General features: G+C 65.6%; 16 protein-coding genes. 11 read left to right on the top strand and 5 right to left on the bottom strand.

What is annotated here, in order from left to right; all coding sequences use genetic code 11:
• Positions 1–2 precede the first annotated feature (2 nt).
• The gene (locus tag AC1D2F_RS04250) at positions 3–497 is read right to left on the bottom strand and encodes a MaoC/PaaZ C-terminal domain-containing protein (protein ID WP_229994423.1); all 495 of its coding nucleotides are present in this window, start codon (positions 495–497) and stop codon (positions 3–5) included.
• A gap of 132 nt (positions 498–629) precedes the next feature.
• On the opposite strand from AC1D2F_RS04250, the gene AC1D2F_RS04245 reads away from it, so the two are divergent.
• Genes AC1D2F_RS04245 through AC1D2F_RS04225 form a run of 5 tightly spaced genes read left to right on the top strand, consistent with a single transcriptional unit; the run spans position 630 to position 4,682 of the window.
• Positions 630–2,213 (top strand): acyl-CoA carboxylase subunit beta, encoded by a 1,584-nt coding sequence (locus AC1D2F_RS04245; RefSeq protein WP_229994424.1) that lies wholly within the window; start codon positions 630–632, stop codon positions 2,211–2,213.
• Between the two features lie 12 nt (positions 2,214–2,225).
• A complete protein-coding gene (locus AC1D2F_RS04240) occupies positions 2,226–2,549 on the top strand; it encodes an EthD family reductase (protein WP_476966264.1) in 324 nt (107 codons plus the stop codon).
• A gap of 3 nt (positions 2,550–2,552) precedes the next feature.
• Entirely contained in the window at positions 2,553–3,209 is a 657-nt protein-coding gene (locus AC1D2F_RS04235) for an EthD domain-containing protein (protein WP_476966263.1), read from the top strand.
• A 13-nt stretch (positions 3,210–3,222) separates the two neighbouring features.
• Positions 3,223–4,146 carry a DMT family transporter gene (locus tag AC1D2F_RS04230; RefSeq protein ID WP_476966262.1) on the top strand — a complete coding sequence of 308 codons (924 nt, stop codon included), beginning with the start codon at positions 3,223–3,225 and terminating at the stop codon, positions 4,144–4,146.
• On the top strand, positions 4,143–4,682 hold the full coding sequence (locus tag AC1D2F_RS04225; protein ID WP_476966261.1) for a nuclear transport factor 2 family protein: 540 nt from the start codon (positions 4,143–4,145) through the stop codon (positions 4,680–4,682). The genes AC1D2F_RS04230 and AC1D2F_RS04225 overlap by 4 nt, the downstream gene beginning before the upstream one ends.
• A 23-nt stretch (positions 4,683–4,705) precedes the next feature.
• Here AC1D2F_RS04225 and AC1D2F_RS04220 read toward each other — a convergent pair whose 3' ends face one another.
• Genes AC1D2F_RS04220 through AC1D2F_RS04210 form a run of 3 tightly spaced genes read right to left on the bottom strand, consistent with a single transcriptional unit; the run spans position 4,706 to position 7,672 of the window.
• Positions 4,706–5,758 (bottom strand): MBL fold metallo-hydrolase, encoded by a 1,053-nt coding sequence (locus AC1D2F_RS04220; protein ID WP_476966260.1) that lies wholly within the window; start codon positions 5,756–5,758, stop codon positions 4,706–4,708.
• Entirely contained in the window at positions 5,748–6,506 is a 759-nt protein-coding gene (locus AC1D2F_RS04215) for an SDR family NAD(P)-dependent oxidoreductase (RefSeq protein WP_364745103.1), read from the bottom strand. The genes AC1D2F_RS04220 and AC1D2F_RS04215 overlap by 11 nt, the downstream gene beginning before the upstream one ends.
• Before the next feature lie 56 nt (positions 6,507–6,562).
• Complete coding sequence (locus AC1D2F_RS04210; RefSeq protein ID WP_229994438.1) at positions 6,563–7,672, bottom strand: alkene reductase; 1,110 nt, start codon at positions 7,670–7,672, stop codon at positions 6,563–6,565.
• A 117-nt stretch (positions 7,673–7,789) separates the two neighbouring features.
• On the opposite strand from AC1D2F_RS04210, the gene AC1D2F_RS04205 reads away from it, so the two are divergent.
• Positions 7,790–8,461, top strand: coding sequence for a TetR/AcrR family transcriptional regulator (locus tag AC1D2F_RS04205; RefSeq protein ID WP_364745106.1), 672 nt, complete (start codon positions 7,790–7,792; stop codon positions 8,459–8,461).
• A 199-nt stretch (positions 8,462–8,660) separates the two neighbouring features.
• Here the strand turns inward: AC1D2F_RS04205 and AC1D2F_RS04200 are convergent, their stop codons facing one another.
• The gene (locus AC1D2F_RS04200) at positions 8,661–10,013 is read right to left on the bottom strand and encodes an MFS transporter (RefSeq protein WP_229994440.1); all 1,353 of its coding nucleotides are present in this window, start codon (positions 10,011–10,013) and stop codon (positions 8,661–8,663) included.
• Between the two features lie 396 nt (positions 10,014–10,409).
• Between AC1D2F_RS04200 and AC1D2F_RS04195 the strand changes: the two genes are divergently transcribed.
• Genes AC1D2F_RS04195 through AC1D2F_RS04175 form a run of 5 tightly spaced genes read left to right on the top strand, consistent with a single transcriptional unit; the run spans position 10,410 to position 15,943 of the window.
• Complete coding sequence (locus tag AC1D2F_RS04195; RefSeq protein ID WP_229994441.1) at positions 10,410–11,945, top strand: class I adenylate-forming enzyme family protein; 1,536 nt, start codon at positions 10,410–10,412, stop codon at positions 11,943–11,945.
• Complete coding sequence (locus tag AC1D2F_RS04190) at positions 11,942–12,763, top strand: fumarylacetoacetate hydrolase family protein (protein ID WP_364745110.1); 822 nt, start codon at positions 11,942–11,944, stop codon at positions 12,761–12,763. Before AC1D2F_RS04195 ends, AC1D2F_RS04190 begins: the two co-directional genes overlap by 4 nt.
• Positions 12,764–12,791: 28 nt before the next feature.
• Complete coding sequence (locus AC1D2F_RS04185) at positions 12,792–14,552, top strand: acetyl/propionyl/methylcrotonyl-CoA carboxylase subunit alpha (protein WP_476966259.1); 1,761 nt, start codon at positions 12,792–12,794, stop codon at positions 14,550–14,552.
• Positions 14,549–15,415, top strand: a complete 867-nt coding sequence (locus AC1D2F_RS04180) for an HpcH/HpaI aldolase/citrate lyase family protein (protein ID WP_476966258.1) — start codon at positions 14,549–14,551, stop codon at positions 15,413–15,415. The genes AC1D2F_RS04185 and AC1D2F_RS04180 overlap by 4 nt, the downstream gene beginning before the upstream one ends.
• A 42-nt stretch (positions 15,416–15,457) precedes the next feature.
• A complete protein-coding gene (locus tag AC1D2F_RS04175) occupies positions 15,458–15,943 on the top strand; it encodes a MaoC family dehydratase (protein ID WP_229994446.1) in 486 nt (161 codons plus the stop codon).
• Positions 15,944–16,000 lie beyond the last annotated feature (57 nt).

Raw genomic sequence — 16,000 nt, 5'->3', positions numbered from 1 at the left:
GCCTACTTCCTTTTCATGATGAAGCTGCTGCTGAACGTCATGACGGTGGAACCGTCCTGTTTCAGTACGGAGTAATCGATTTTCCAGATGCCCTGGTCCGGCTTTTTGGTCTCGCGCGCCATGGCTACCGTGGCCTCAACATGGATGGTGTCCCCGATGAACACCGGGGCGAGGGCACGGACCTCATCCAGGCCCAGCCATGCGACCACGTTGCTGAAATACCCCGTTTGGGTCATCAGGCCCAGGCCCAGGGACATGGTCAGCGGCCCGTGGGCGATGCGCTGTCCGAACGGCGTCGTTGCCGCATAGGTTTCATCCAGGTGCAGGGAGACGAGGTCGCCGGTGAGGCCCGCCCACTGGACCAGATGTGCATCCGTGATGGTCATACCTGCCGTGCGGACCACGTCGCCTGCCACCAGATCTTCCCAGTAGTGGTCAGGGCGGCCTTTGGGTTGCGGCAGGGTGGTGCCGGCCAGTTGGGGATCGATGCTGTGCATGTCTCTCTCCTGTTCGGGTGGATGAGGTCGGAGCCTAGGGGAATCGTAAGTCCACCTGGAATAAGACTAGACTAGCGAACGCTTGTTCGTATACTAATAAAGGACAGCAACTCGAATTCCTGGAGGCCCAACATGAGTGAAGCTACGATCGTCGCCCCCGCGCCGGTGTCGGACATCGAAGTCCCGGCAGCAACCGTGCACGAACAACTGACCGAGAAGCTCGCTTCGGCCCGCCTCGGTGGCTCAGAGAAGAACCGCAAGAAGATCACCGAATCAGGAAAGCTCCTCGTTCGGGAACGCCTGGCAATCCTGTTCGACGACGAAAACTACATCGAGGACGGGCTCCTCGCCCGCTATGAGGAAGGCCTGCCCGGTGACGCCGTCGTCATCGCGTTCGGCCGCGTTGACGGGCGCGAAGTGTGCGTCATCGCTAACGATTACTCCGTCAAGGCCGGCACCTGGGGCAACCGCACGTTCGAAAAGATCACCCAGGCGCAGAAGAACGCGGATGCCGCCGGCATCCCCATCGTTTACCTCTTCGACTCCGCCGGTGCCCGCATCGACGAACAGTTCGAGAGCTTCGCCGGCCGCCACGCCTGGGGCAACATCTTCTACAACCAGGTCCAGATTTCCGGTCGTGTTCCCCAGGTTTGTGCCCTTTTCGGCCCGTCGCCTGCGGGTTCGGCCTACGTTCCGGCGCTCTGCGACATGACCATCATGGTCCGCGGGCACGCAACCGCCTACCTGGGATCACCCCGCCTGGCGGAAATGGTCACCGGCGAGAAGGTGACGCTGGAGGAAATGGGCGGCGCCGAGATGCACTGCACGGTCTCCGGCCTGGGCGACGTCCTGGTGGAAAGCGACGAGGAAGCCCTCAACGCAATCCGCGTCTGGCTGTCCTTCCTGCCCGCAAACTGGGAAACCCCCGCGCCGCTGGCCCCCGCAATCGAGCCGCGCCCCGGACGCACCCTGCAGGAAATCGTTCCGCTGCGCGAGGCCGAGGTCTTCGACATGGAGGAATTCGTGGAATCCCTCGTGGACGAAGGATCCTGGTTCCCGTACAAGGAGTTGTTCGCTCCCGAGATGCTGACCGGCTTCGCCCGCATCAACGGCCGGCCGGTGGGGCTGGTGGGCAACCAGCCCAGGCACATGGGCGGCTCCATCTTCCCCGACTCCTCGGACAAGGCTGCCCGCTTCATCTGGATCTGCAATGCCTACAACATCCCCATCGTCTTCCTGGTGGACATCGCGGGCTACATGATCGGATCTGCCGTGGAGCGCCAGGGCATCATCCGGCATGGAGCCAAGATGATCTTCGCCGTCTCTGAGTGCCGGGTTCCGAGGATCACGGTCCTGGTCCGCAAGGCCTACGGTGGCGGCTACCTTGCTATGTCCGGTGCCCCCATGAACCCGGACGCTGTCATCGCGCTGCCCACGGCCCGTCCCGCACTGATGGGTCCGGATGCCGCAGTCAACGGCATCTACTACAACCAGATCCACGAGATTGAGGATCCGGCAGAGCGCAAGGCGTTCATCCTGGCTAAGCAAGCCGAGTATGCAGAAGGCATCGACGTCTTCAAGATCGCCAACGCGAACGCTGTAGAAGCTGTTGTCCCCGCCAACGAGCTGCGCGCCGATCTGACCAGGCGGCTGGGCCTGTACTCCAAGCGCAAGATGGTCCCCGTGGAGCGGCGCCAGGCCGTCACCCCGGCCTAAGGCACGCGGCACATGATTAAGGTAGTGGCCGTTATCAAAGCCAACCCGGAGCTGACCCGGGACGAGTTCCTGCACTTCTGGAACGTGGAGCACCCGGCCTATGTGCGCAAGCTCCCAGGCATCCTCCGGTACCGGCAGAACCCTGCGATCGAGCACCGGAAGCCCTGGCCGTACAGCGGCATGGCAGAACTTTGGTTCTGCTCGGTGGCCGACGTCAAGGCCGCCTACGCAGGCCCTGAAGGCAAGGAGCTGTTCGACCACGAGCACCACTTTTTGGAGAGTGTCGAATGGTTCTTGGCCGAAGAAGTCGACGTGCCGCTGGCCGTGGAGGACTGACCTGTGCCCAAACGCATCACCTACCTGGAGAAGCGGGACGGCCTGGCCCGGAAGGACTTTCGCACGCACTGGTCCACGACGCACGCCGAGATTGCCCGCGCCCTGCCCGGTGTGACGGACTACCGGCAGAACCATCTGCTGGAATCCGCGCCGGGGCTCGGGGCGGGGCTGTACCGTGTGGACGGCATCGTTGAACTGTGGTTCGCCGCCGACGACGTCGTACACGCCGGCTTCGACTCCGCGGTGGCGGACCGCCTGATGGTCGATGAGCAGGAATTCCTCAGTGGCCTCACGGGGGGACCGGTGACCGCCGGCGCGCCCCACGCCCCGTGGCCGTTCAAGCTTTGGGTGCTGGCACGCTGGCGCGACGGAACTGACAACGACTTTGACGCGGTTGACCGCTGGGCGGGGCCGCTGTCTGCAACATTCGACGGCGCCCTCGGCCGGGCCGTGAACGTGCTCGTTCCCGGGGCGGATCTGTTGGTCCGCGCGGCGCTGCGCCGGGAGGAACATATTCCGGAGGTTGCCATCTCCTTCGGCTTCGCCGGCGAGGCGGCCGCACGTGCCGCCGCCAGCATGCTGCCGGCCCACGTGGACGGGGTCCAGGGTATCCTGACCGGATTGTATGCCCGCGTCGCCGAGGAACTCGTCATTATCTGATGGAGGTCCGGCGATGACGCCAGTCGGCGGTGTGGTCCGCTTCGTCCTGCTCGGCGCTGCGTGGGGCTCCAGCTTCCTGCTGATGAACCTGGCGGTGCAGGGGCTTTCCCCGGGCCAGGTGGTCCTCGGACGGCTGGTCCTCGGCGCACTGGCGCTGACCCTGCTTCTGCTCGTGATGCGGCGGCCGTGGCCGCGGCAGCGCAAGCTGTGGTCGCACCTGGCGGTGACCGCCGGCGTCGGCTGCGTCCTGCCGTTCCTGCTGTTCGCGTGGGCGGCCGAGCGCATTCCCAGCGGACTCTCCAGCGTCCTGAATTCCGCCACGCCGCTGGCCACCGCGGCTGTCACCGCGCTGGCCCTGCGGCAGGAGAAAGTCACGCCGCGGAAGACCGTCGGCATCGTGGCCGGAGCCGCCGGAATCCTCGTGGTGCTCTCGCCGTGGCGGTTCTACGCCGCGGACGCCGTCGATTTGTGGGGGCAGATGGCTTGCCTCGCGGCCGTGCTGTGCTTTGGCGTCGTCTTTTCCTATACCAAGAAGTACGTTTCGCCCTACGCGGCGGACCCCATAGGGGTCCCGGCGGTCCAAATGGTCGCGGCGTCGCTGATGATGCTGGTCCTGGCTCCGCTCATTGCAGCCGGGGAAATCTCGCTGACGGCCCCGGTGGTGGTCGGCATGCTGCTGCTGGGTGTCGTCAGCACCGGCCTGGCATATGTCTGGAACTTCCGCATCATCGCCGAGTGGGGCGCCACGGCGGCGTCGACCGTCGCCTACATCACCCCGCTCGTAGGGGTGGCGCTCGGCGCGGTGGTGCTCCGGGAGGAGGTCAGCTGGAACCAGGTGGTCGGCGCTGGGGTGGTTATCGGCGGGATCGTCCTGGCCCAGTCAAGGCCGAAAGCGCCGGAGAAAGCCCCAGACGGGGAGTTGGAGGAAGCAACGTGAACACGCCCCGCTGCACAAGCACGCCCCACGATTGCGGGGACCCCAGGAGCTTTGAGGACATCAGGAATCTGAAGTCCGACTATTTCCGTCACGTTGATGCCAAGCGGTGGTCGAGCCTCCGCGCCCTCTTCCACGCCGATGCAAGGTTCCGTGGATTTCCCTTCGCCGCGGACGACGCCGACGGGTTCATCGGCGGCGTGTCAGGCTTCCTCGAGGGCGTCGAGTCGGTGCATCAGGGTTTTATGCCCCGCCTGGCCGTCACGGGCGACGGCGGCATCCGCGGGATCTGGTCGATGCATGACTACTTGGTCTGGGCCCGCGACAGCAGGCCTTACCGGGGCGCCAGCATCCCCGGACTCTACGGAATCCGGGGATACGGCTTGTACGAGGAGGAATACCGGCGGCTCGACGGGCAATGGCGGATTGCTGCCATGCGGCTGGTGCGGACCAGAGTTGACCTCCTGGTGGGTGAACCCCTGCAGCTCCCCGGCCAGGAGTTCGGCGCACCGGACCCTGACTGGATGCCCCGAACCTGACCCCAGGCACCTGAACGGCCGCCTTAAACCACCGGGGTCAGCCCCGGCACCCCCGCGTGGACGCCGGAGGTTGCCAGATACCGGATGTGGGCGGCCGTCTCGCTCAAGGCCAGCCTGAACTGCAGCGCGCCAAGCGACTCCCAGCCCCGGGACCATGTGAGCTGCCGGGCCACCTCGTGCACCGTGGGCGCGCCCTTGCCCAGGACGTCCAGGACTTCCCGTGAACGCTCCGCAATGTGCTTTTCGAGGACCCTTGCGCGGTGGCCCACGCCACGGAACCGGTATTCGTGTGCAGGGCAGACCTCGTAGTGGTCGTTGCCCGCGATCCGCTGCAGCGACTCAATATTGTGCCGCAGCGGATCGGTGTCGCCGCGGATCTCCAGGGACACGTTGGGGGAGATGCGGGGGAGGACATGGTCGCCGGACAACACCAGTTCGCCGTCGTCATCCCACATGCAGATGTGCCCCGGGGTGTGGCCCGGTGTTTCCATAATGCGCCAGTTACGTCCGGCCGCGGCCAGAGTGTCCGCATCGCCCAGCCGCCGGTCGGGGTCGGCGAGGCGCCGCATGTCGTGGAGTCCCTGAGGGCTCATGGCGGCTTCGGCCACCCGCCCCTCGGGGACGCCCCAGGTCCGCATGCGCTCGCGGTCCCGTTCCGATTCCGCATGGGCGTCATCGAACGCGGAGATGTGCCGCCGTTCCTGTTGCCCCAAAGCGATCCACGCGCCGGAGCCCCGCGCAAGGCGCGCCGCCATCCCGAGGTGGTCGGTGTGGAAATGCGTGGCCACGATCCCGCTGATTTCACGCGGCCCCACGTCCAGACGGCCCAGGGCAGCCATCAGCTGGCCGTGTCCCCCGTCGCTGTCAAAGCCGGGATCCACCACCACGCACTCATCGCCATCGAGCAGCACGTAGCTGAGCGTGTAGCGCATCGGATTTCCGGGAAAGGCAACCGGAACGCTGTGGACACCGGGCGCCACTACCTCCACCGGCGGGAGGACGCGGCGTTGCCAGGCCTCCTTCTGGGCGGTCCCGGTGATGGTGATGCCGTTGGTCTGCATCGTCTTAGTCTGCATGGTTATTGAAAAGCGAAAAGAGTCTGGTGGCGCCGCCGTCGATCAGGAGGTCCGCGCCGTTGATGTTGCGGGCGTCGTCCGTCAGCAGGTACGCGATCATGGCGCCGATTTCGGCGGGGTCAACGATGGTCTGGGTGGGGACGCGGCGGCGTACCTGGTCACGGACCTCCTGGATGACCATGGGGGTGTCCACTACGCCGGGGCAGATCGAGTTGATTGTGATTCCGGTACCCCAAAAGTCCTCAAGGAGGGAGCGCGTGAGGTTGGCCAGTCCGGCTTTGGAGGCGGCGTAGCTCGGGTACGGGTAGCCCGTCACGCCGGCGATCGAAGCGATGTTGACGATCCGCCCCCAGCCGGCCTCGATCATTCCGGGGGAAAACGCCTTGATCAGGTTGAACGGACCCACCAGGTTCACGTCCAAGGCGCGCCGGAAGGACTCCGCGGTGCTGTCCGCGAGGTACTTCCGGTCGAGGATGCCGGCCGCGTTGACCAGCGCCTGCACGGGCCCCACCTTGGCGGTCACCTCGGCCAGCAGCGTGCCGACGGCGGCCTCGTCCGCCACGTCGGCGGCAAACGCTACGGCCTTCCCGCCGGAGTCGCGGATGGCCCGGGCGGCCGCCTCGCTGCTCCCGGCGTCGAGGTCCACGCAGACGATGGTGTGGCCGGACCCGGAGAGGCGGGCATTGATGCCGCGGCACATGCCGCCGCCCGCTCCGGTCACCAGGACATTGAGGGAAATGCTGCTCATGATGCTGTGTCTCCTTCAGGAGTTCGAGTCGGAGCGCCCGGCGTTGGGCCCCCGCGTCAGGTGCTGCTTGTTGCCAGCGACGGATAGTCGGTGTAGCCCTCGGGGCCACCACCGTAGATGCCCGTGGGGCGCAGGGGTTCGAGTGGCGCCTGGGTCAGGAAGCGGTCCGGGAGGTCGGGGTTAGCGATGAAGAGCCGGCCGAAGCCCACCAGATCCGCCGTTCCGTCAGCGAGGAGTTGTTCGGCGGAAGCCTGGTCATGTCCACCCGTGACGATGACGACGCCGTCGAACAAGGCAGCGAGTTCGGCCGTGGGGACGGACGCGGCCGGCCGTTCCACGGTGGTGGACCCTGCGATCTCGGGTTCCACCAAGTGGAGGTAGGCGATTCCCAAGTCACTGACAAGGCGCACCACCGAGGAATACAGGGTGCGCTTGTCCGAGTCGTTGGCGTCCATCCATTCCGACGACGGCGAGAGGCGGACGCCGATGCGTTCCATGGGAAGGTGGCGGGCCACCTCGGTGACTACCTCGCGCAAGAACCGCATACGGTTTTCGAGGGAGCCGCCGTAGTGGTCGGTCCGGCGGTTGGACCCGTCGTTGAGGAATTGATCGATCAGGTAGCCGTTGGCGGCGTGCAGCTCCACGCCGTCGAATCCGGCCCGGACCGCGTTCCGGGCCGCCGCTCCGTAAGCTTGGATAATCCCGGCGATCTCCGCCGCCGACAGTTCGCGGGGCGTCTCGTAAGGGATCCTGCCGGCCGCACTGCGGTACTGGTAACCGGTGATGGCAACGGGTGAAGGCGCCTTGGGGGGCAGGCCGTCCGGCTGGACACTGGAATGGGACTGCCTTCCCACGTGCCATAGCTGGGCGTAGACCACGGCGCCCTCCCGCTTTGCGGCCTCCACTACCGGCCGCCAGGCCGTCACCTGGTCCGGGGAGTAGAGCCCGGGAACCCGGGCGTAGGCCGAAGCCTGGGGCGTGATGACGGCACCCTCGCTGATCACCAGGCCCGCACCGGCACGTTGCCCGTAGTACTCCTCCATGAGTGGCGTAGGCACGCCGTCATCATCGGCGCGGCTGCGGGTCAGCGGTGGCAGCACAATGCGGTTTCGCAGCGGCTGGCCTCCGAGGGAGAAGCTGTCAAACAGGGTGCTCTGGGGTTCCACGGATGTCTCCTACTGGCTTACGAGCGTTCGTACGACTAAAGTGAGTTTTGCGGATGTTGGGAGCCATGTCAATATCCCCGCCCCTAAAAGCGGACGCTTGTTAGGATTAGCGGAGATATGACCGACACGATCACTGAGGGGGAGGCCAAGATGACCGTCCGAGCGGAACGAAACACTGCCCAGACCATCCGGGAAGGCGCAGCCAAGCTTTTTTTCGAGCGTGGTTACGATGCAACCACGCTGCGGCAGGTGGCCTCGTCCGCGGGGCTCAAGGTCGGCAGCCTCTACAACCACATCGACAGCAAGGAAGACCTCCTGCTGCAAATCATGGGGGGCATCATCGATGACCTGCTCGAGCGCGTCCGGCAAGCTGTCGCTGACGCGGACGGAGGGGACAGTGTCGATCTCCTCCAGGCTGCCCTGGCTGAGCACATCACCTTCCACGCGGAGCGTGCCCAGGAAGTCTTCATTGGCAACGCGGAGCTGCGCTCGCTGCCCCAGGGTGCACGTGATGTGGTCATCAAGAAGCGCGCCGACTACGAAGCGTTCCTGGAGGTCCTGGTGTCCGCCGCGGGGCAGGCTGGACTCGCGGACGTCATCGACGCCAAAATCCACGTGTACAGCTTCGTTGCCCAGGCCACCCATATCGCAGGCTGGTTCAAGCACGGCGGCCGGTTCTCGCTCGAGGAGATTGTCCGGATCTACACGCGCCTGGCGCTGCGGGAGCTGAAGGTCGCGGACGCTGACGAACGCGTCGGTCGGGTGGTCCTGGACAGCTCAGCCACATAGGTAGCCGAGGCAGCGCCTCGCGCCGTTTTCGGACACCGCCAACGGCCGTTTTCGGACACCGCCCAAGAGTGTCGGAATCCGCCAAGAACCGGAACGCCCGGCTGGAATATCCGGCCGGGCGTTCCGGTCTTAAAGCTGGCTGCCGCGTCACTGGCCGGACCGCCAGTGCGGTCAGGCCGGCGACGTCAGGCGAGTGTGGTCAGTGCTCCTCCTGCAGCGATTGCTTGAACCGCTCCGGCAGCGTCAGGGTGGCAATGACGGAGATGATCACCAGGCTGAGGGCGATGGCCGTCAGGGCGGCCGTTCCGTTCTCGGTGTTCTGGAAGATCCAGGCCGCAATGAACGGGATAGGGGCGCCGAAGATCAGGCCGGCGAGGGTCATGCCGAGGGCTGAGCCGGTGTAGCGCATGCTCGTCGGGAGCGATTCCGAGAAGAACGCCGCCTGGGTACCGGCAGTGACCTGGATGCCGCACAGGGCCAGGGCGATGATCGCGACGCTGGCGGGGTAGTTCATGGAGTTCATGATGGGGAACATTGTGCCGGCAGCTACACCCTGCAAGGACAGGCCGAGGAGGAAGGTCTTCTTGCGGCCGATGCGGTCGCTGAGCTTGCCGCCGAAAATAGCGGCCGGGATGGAGATCAGGTTGGCCACGAGCAGCAGGCCGAAGGTGATCGAGTTTTCGTAACCGAGTTCCTTGGTCAGGTAGTTCACGGCGTAGGTGACGCTGATCCAGAACAGCCCAGCGGACGCAGCCCAGGACAGCACCAGCTTGATGACGGTTCCCGGCTTCTTCGCGATCACGGCCAGGGCACGCTCCTGGGGAACCGCGGACTCGGCAGCTTTCCTCTGGTTCTCCTTGAAAGCCGGAGTTTCTTCGACCCGCTGGCGGATGAATACGCCCACCACGAGCAACAGCACACCCATCAGGAAGGGGATCCTCCAGCCCCACGCGGCAAAAGCGTCCTTGGAAAGGAACATCGCCAGCCCGGTGAGGGTGATCGAGGCGAAGGTCTGCGCCAGCGGAGAGCCGGTGGCCAGGATCCCGCCGAACAGGCCTCGATGGTTAGTGGGCGCGTGCTCGACGACGAGCACTTGAACGCCGGTGGCCTCGCCGCCGAGGGCGAAGCCCTGGAGGAAGCGAAGCACCACCAGGAGCGTCGGGGCAACAATTCCCGCCACGGCGTAGGTGGGCAGCAGGCCAATCAGCACCGAGGACACGCCCATGAGGATAAGGGTGAACATCAGGACGTTGCGTCGGCCGATCTTGTCGCCCAAGGCACCGAAGACGATTCCGCCGAGGGGGCGGGCCACCATGCCGGCCCCGAAGGTGGCAAACGACGCGAGGATCGCCGAGTTCGCATCAAAGCTGGGGAAGAAGAGCTGGGGGAAGAGGGTTGCCGACAGGGTGCCGTACACAGCGAAGTCGAACCACTCCAGTGCGGTGCCGAACGTGCCGCTCGCCACGGCGGTCCTTGCTGTCTTCGGATCGAACGTCGGTGCTTCGAGCACCAAGAGCGGCGGGGGCTGAACAGGATTCGTCAATTCCGACATTGGAACTCACTCCTTGGATAGGTGGAAAGTCAGTGGCGTTCGCCGGTCTCCGTCGTGTGCAGCGAACCGCAACCACACTCCGCATCCTCTTCGTCAGGGAGGGCTCGGACCCTAGGGGCAATATACCCGGGGTTCGATGGAGAAGAACAAGCGTTCGTACATGAACAAGCGTTCGTACGAAGTGTAGGGTGTGATGTGGATCTCGCGCAAGGGCTCCCGGGGGTGCCTCTCCGCACCTGCCCGCCGATCCGTCAGCGCCCTCGACTGTGGACTCGGATCCCTCTTGCGGAGGGAACCAACTCATACTAAACTTTCGAACGAACGCTTGTTCGTTGAAGAATAAGCACTGCGGAGTCCGGCTTGTCGGACCCGCACCAGCCACACCGAGGAGCAATCATGCGAACGATTGGTGAGTGGATCAAACTCAACCACCGGCGCTACCCGACGCGCGAAGCCATCGTCGACGGCGCCCGCCGGCTGACCTTCGCTGAGCTCGCCGAGAGCGCATGGGGCCTGGGGAGGGGCCTGCGGGACGCCGGCGTCGGCGTGGGTAACACCGTGGGGGTGCTGGCCGGAAACTCGACCTTTAATGCCGAAGTCTTCTTTGGGGTCGCGGCCGCCGGCGGAACATACGTTGCCTACAACTGGCGTTGGGCACCGGCGGAGCTCGCGGCCGGCATCAAGGAGACCGGCGCGAAGATCATCCTGGTGGAGGAACGGCTCATTCCCAACGCGGAAGAGGCCCTGGAAATACTGGGCCGAACCGAGCAGGAGCTGCCGCGGCTGGTCCGACAGGGTGCCGAGGTCGACGCCCTGCGCACCGGATCCGGTCCGTTGGAGGATGTCACCACACTGGACAGCCCGCTCTGCATCATCTACACGGGCGGAAGCACTGGTACGCCCAAGGGCGTGGTCATGTCCCAAAGGGCAGCAGCGGCCAACGCATTCAACGAAATGTACGACTGCAGGATGGGCAGCCGCCGCGAGGAACGCGGCCTGATCATCACACCGTTCTTCCACTCGGCGGCACTGCTGTGCTGGCTGGTGCCGCACTTCATCGCCGGTGCCACCAGCGTGATCGCCGAGAAGTTCAACGACGAATTGATCGTGGACCTAGTGGGGCGGGAGCGGGTCACCAACACATTCCTCATCCCGAACATGATGCGCCGGCTGATGGAAAACGGCGTCTTTGCGGACCCGGCCATCAAGACCCATCTCAAGGCGGTCCATACGGGTGCCGGCCTGCTGCGGATGCCGGACAAGCAGCTTTTCACTGACCTGCTGCCCGACGCCGAACTGTACTTCCGCTACGGCCTCACCGAGGCGGGGCCCATGGTCACCCGGCTCAAGCCGGAAGACATGCTGGATCCCGCCGTCGACGGTTCGATCGGCACAGAGTACCTGCTGGCCGAGGCGCAGCTCCAGGATCCGTTCGGCGAGCCGGTTCCCCCGGGTGAGCTCGGCGAGATCTGCGTCAAGGGCCCGTCCCTGATGACCGGCTACTATGGCCGGCCCGAAGCTACCGCCGAGGCCTTCCGCGGCGGCTGGCTACACACCGGAGACCTGGCCGTGCAGGACGAGCGAGGGTATTACTTCTTCCGGGACCGGCTGAAGGAAATGATCAAGACCGGCGGTGAGAATGTCTATTCCGCCGAGATCGAGCAGGCGCTGTACCTGCACCCCGCCGTCCTGGAAGCAGCTGTTGTTGGTGTCCCGGACCCGCGCTGGGACGAGGAGGTGCGGGCCGTGGTCGTGCTCCGCAGCGGACTGCAGGCGAACGGCGAAGAACTATCCACCTTCCTCCGCGGGCACCTGGCAGGCTACAAGATTCCAAAAAAGATCGTCTTCCTGGGTGCCGACCAGCTGCCGCGGTCCGCGGCCGGAAAGCTCGTGAAGGCTCAGCTGAAATCGAACCTGGGATGGGGCGCATGAAACTCGCAACCGTACGGATCGAAGGCGGCACCGCAGCCGCCGTGGAGGTGGACGGTGTACTGGCGCTCTTGCCGTTTGCAGACGTCGGCGAATGGCTCCGTGCCGGATCGCCGGCAGTGGACCAGTACGACGGCGGCACACGCCTTGCGATTGACGGGGCCGACTTCGCGCCGCTGGTCACCGCTCCCGGAAAGATTGTGTGCGTTGGGCTCAACTACCGCGAGCACATCCTTGAGATGGGCCGGGAACTGCCGCAGCACCCCACCCTCTTCGCCAAATTCTCGGACGCCCTGATCGGCGCCAACGATCCCATCGTCCTGCCGCCGGGTTCCGAATCCGTGGACTGGGAGGCCGAGCTCGCCGTCGTTATCGGAAACAGGGTCTCGCGGGCCTCGGCAGAGGAAGCCGCGGCGGCGATCGCCGGTTTCACGGTGGCAAACGACATCTCAGCCCGCGACTTCCAGCGCCGGACGCCCGAGTGGCTGCAGGGCAAGACCTTCGACGCCACCACCCCGCTGGGTCCGTTCCTGCTGACGGCCGATGACGCCGGACACGCGCCGGACCTGGAGATTTCCTGCTCGGTGGATGGTGTCGCCAAACAAAAGGCGCACACCAGCGACCTGGTGTTCAGCCCCGTTGACCTGGTCCGCTACATTTCCGCGATCACCACGCTGCACCCGGGCGATGTGATTCTCACCGGCACGCCGGGAGGCGTAGGCGACGGCCGCACTCCCAAGGAACTCCTCACCGACGGCAGCGTCGTCACCACCTCGATCGACGGCATCGGCCAATGCCGCAACGCCTGCATCCTGCGCTGATTTCGGCGCCCTAGCTCTAAGGACAATCATGTTCAGCAAAATCCTGATCGCCAACCGCGGCGAAATCGCCGTCCGGGTGGCACGCAGCTGCCGCACCCTCGGCGTCGAGTCCGTTGCCGTTTATTCGACGGCGGACGCCGCGTCCATGCACGTCCGGGCGGCGGACACCGCCATCGACCTCGGCGATGGTCCCGCCAGCAGCAACTACCTGAGCATCCCCAAGATCATCGCGGCGGCGCTCGAATCGGGTGCCGAGGCCATTCACCCGGGCTACGGCTTCCTGTCCGAGAACCCGGAATTCGCGTTAGCCGTTGCGGACGCGGGCCTGACATTCATCGGACCGTCCGCGCATGCCATCACCACCATGGGCGGCAAAGTGGCTGCCCGCGATGTGGCCATCCGCGTCCAGGTCCCCCTGGCACCGGGCACCGATGGAGCCATTGCCAGCGCGGCCGCCGTCGAGGCGTTCGGCGCTGAGCACGGCTACCCCGTCCTGGTGAAGGCCTCAGCTGGTGGGGGCGGACGCGGCATGCGCCGCATCGACTCCGAACCCCAGGCCAAAGAAGCCTTCGACGCCGCCGTCCGTGAAGCCACAGCGGCCTTCGGCAACGGCGAGGTCTACCTCGAGCGGTACCTCACCCACGCACGCCACGTTGAGGTCCAGGTCTTCGCCGACACGCACGGAAACACCGTCTATGTGGGTGACCGCGACTGCTCCGTGCAGCGCCGCCACCAGAAGCTGGTGGAGGAGTCCCCGGCCCCCGGTCTCTCCGACACCCTGCGCCGGAACATGGGTGAGGCCGCCGTCCGGCTGGCCCGCGAGGTTGGCTACGTCGGCGCCGGCACCGTTGAGTTCCTTGTGGAGGACGAGAAGTTCTACTTCCTCGAAATGAACACCCGCATCCAGGTGGAACACCCGGTCACCGAAATGGTGCACGGCGTGGACCTCATCGCGGAGCAGATCCGCGTGGCGGCGGGCGAGGAGCTGTCCATCATGGGCAACCTGACGCCCAAGGGTGCAGCCATCGAGGCACGCATCAACGCCGAGGACGTCGCGGAGGGCCGGTTCCTGCCCGCCCCGGGTCCGGTGCACCTCCTCACTGCGCCCGTGGGCGAGGGCCTGCGGTTCGACGCGGGCTACGAGTCCGGCGACACGGTGCTGCCGCTGTACGACAGCCTCATCGGCAAGCTGATTGCCTACGGCCCGGACCGCGAGACGGCCATCAAGCGCCTGCTCGGCGGCCTGGAGCGGCTGCAGATCGAGGGCGTACCCACCACGGCCCCCGCCGCGCAGACGATTGTTGCGCACCCGGATTTCCAGGAGCTTCGCTTCAGCACCCTGTGGCTGGAAGAAACCGTTGACTTCACGGAACCCGAGCCCGTGGACCGCGCCAACGTGGAGGTGGGCGGACGCTTCTACATCATCCCCACGTTCAACGACTACGGCAGCGCGGGCGGCTACGGCAACGCCGCCCCCGCCCTGGCCGATCCGTCAGCCGCAGACCCGGCGGCCGCCACCGGCCGGACGCGGCAGGCAAGGGCCAAGCGCGAGAAAGTCAGCGACGGAACCGTCAAGGCACCGATGCAGGGCACCATCATCAAGATCAACGCGGCCGCCGGGCAGAGGGTGGCCAAGGGCGACGTGCTGTTTGTTCTGGAAGCGATGAAGATGGAGAACCCCATCACCGCGCCGGCCTCCGGCGTGGTCGGTGAGATCACCGCCGTCGTGGGCGATTCCATGGCCGCCGGCACCCTGCTGACCAAGATCACCGAGGAGGTGGCGGCATGAGGCCATACCGTTCGTTGCTCTTTGTCCCCGGGCACAAACGGGACTGGATCGACAAGGCGCTGAACTCCGAGGCCGACGCCATCATCATCGACCTGGAGGACTCCGTCCCCGAGCACGACAAGGAACTGGCCCGCACCAACGCCCGCGAAGCTCTGGAAGCCCACGACGGCTCAAAGGGCATCCTGGTCCGGCCCAACGCCCTGGACACCATCTTCTTCGGCCGTGACGTGGCCGACGTGACCCACCGCAACCTGACCGCATTCCTGCTCCCCAAGCTGTTCTCCCGGGATGACGTGGTCCGGTTCGATGCGCTGGTGACGGCGGCGGAGCTCGACCACGGCATTGCCCGCGGAACCGTTGAACTGGTGCCCTCCCTCGAAACCGCCGCCTCCATCAATAAAGTGGATGAGATCCTGGCCGGGCCGCGGGTTGGCGGGGTGATGGCAGCGGCCGCCAAGGATGCGGACGTCTCCCGGGAGGTCGGCTTCCGCTGGACCGCCGCGGGAATGGAGACGCTGTACCTCCGGAGCAAAGTGGTGGTGGCGGCCCGTTCCGCCGGCATCCGCACCATTGTCCTGGGGCTCTGGCAGGAGGTGCGGAACCTGGAGGGGATGCGCAGCTTCGCGCAGGACAACAGCGGCCTGGGCTACACCGGGCAGGTGCTGATCCACCCGTCGCACGCTCCGATCGCCAACGAGGAATACGGCCTGACAGAGACGCTGAAAGGCTACTACGAGGGCCTGATCGAGGCTTTCGAGGAAGGCCAGCGCAACGGCCACGGGGCCGTCTCCTACCGCGGGGACCACATTGACCTGGCCCACGCCAACCACGCCCGCGAGGCTCTCGCCCTCGCCGCCGCGTAACCGCTACCTCAACAAAACCCACCCAAGCAAAGGAGGCCAGTCATGGCCGGAATGTATTACGAGGACTTCACCGTCGGCGACGTCATCAGGCACGAGGTCACCAGGACTGTCACCGAGACGGACAACCTGCTGATCACTGCACTGACCATGAACGTCCAGCCGCTGCACCTGGATGCGGAGTTCGCCAAGAAGAGCATGTTTGGGCGCCAGATCGTCAACAGCATTTTCACCCTGGGTCTTGTCACGGGAATCCCCGTCCAGGACACCACCCTCGGCACTACCCTGGGAAATCTTGGCTTCCGGGACATCGAGTTCCCTAAGCCGGTGTTCTTCGGTGACACGCTGCGGGTGGAGACCGAGGCCTTGGACAAGCGTGAATCGAAGTCGCGTCCGGACACCGGAATTGTGGGCATCGAACACCGCGGCTACAACCAGGACGGCGAACTGGTCTGCGTTGTGCGCCGGACGGCGCTGATGCTGCGTCGCGCCGGTCAACTGGCGGAAGCAGTGGCCCCCAGCCATTCATAGTGGGTTGACTCACGCTCTGCCTGGCCCAGGTCGCCGCAGGAGGTGACAGGATAGGAG

The sequence above is a fragment of the Arthrobacter sp. P1_B3 genome (genome assembly GCF_056406615.1).
Note: the sequence above shows the minus strand (reverse complement) of the source record. Positions and strands in the feature narration are given on the sequence as shown.

Coding starts and splice junctions, on each gene's coding strand:
- AC1D2F_RS04195 (WP_229994441.1), top strand. CDS start 10,410: ATGCGAACGATTGGTGAGTGGATCAAACTCAACCACCGGCGCTACCCG.
- AC1D2F_RS04190 (WP_364745110.1), top strand. CDS start 11,942: ATGAAACTCGCAACCGTACGGATCGAAGGCGGCACCGCAGCCGCCGTG.
- AC1D2F_RS04215 (WP_364745103.1), bottom strand. CDS start 6,506: ATGAGCAGCATTTCCCTCAATGTCCTGGTGACCGGAGCGGGCGGCGGC.
- AC1D2F_RS04240 (WP_476966264.1), top strand. CDS start 2,226: ATGATTAAGGTAGTGGCCGTTATCAAAGCCAACCCGGAGCTGACCCGG.
- AC1D2F_RS04175 (WP_229994446.1), top strand. CDS start 15,458: ATGGCCGGAATGTATTACGAGGACTTCACCGTCGGCGACGTCATCAGG.
- AC1D2F_RS04180 (WP_476966258.1), top strand. CDS start 14,549: ATGAGGCCATACCGTTCGTTGCTCTTTGTCCCCGGGCACAAACGGGAC.
- AC1D2F_RS04220 (WP_476966260.1), bottom strand. CDS start 5,758: ATGCAGACTAAGACGATGCAGACCAACGGCATCACCATCACCGGGACC.
- AC1D2F_RS04200 (WP_229994440.1), bottom strand. CDS start 10,013: ATGTCGGAATTGACGAATCCTGTTCAGCCCCCGCCGCTCTTGGTGCTC.
- AC1D2F_RS04230 (WP_476966262.1), top strand. CDS start 3,223: ATGACGCCAGTCGGCGGTGTGGTCCGCTTCGTCCTGCTCGGCGCTGCG.
- AC1D2F_RS04245 (WP_229994424.1), top strand. CDS start 630: ATGAGTGAAGCTACGATCGTCGCCCCCGCGCCGGTGTCGGACATCGAA.
- AC1D2F_RS04185 (WP_476966259.1), top strand. CDS start 12,792: ATGTTCAGCAAAATCCTGATCGCCAACCGCGGCGAAATCGCCGTCCGG.
- AC1D2F_RS04250 (WP_229994423.1), bottom strand. CDS start 497: ATGCACAGCATCGATCCCCAACTGGCCGGCACCACCCTGCCGCAACCC.
- AC1D2F_RS04205 (WP_364745106.1), top strand. CDS start 7,790: ATGACCGACACGATCACTGAGGGGGAGGCCAAGATGACCGTCCGAGCG.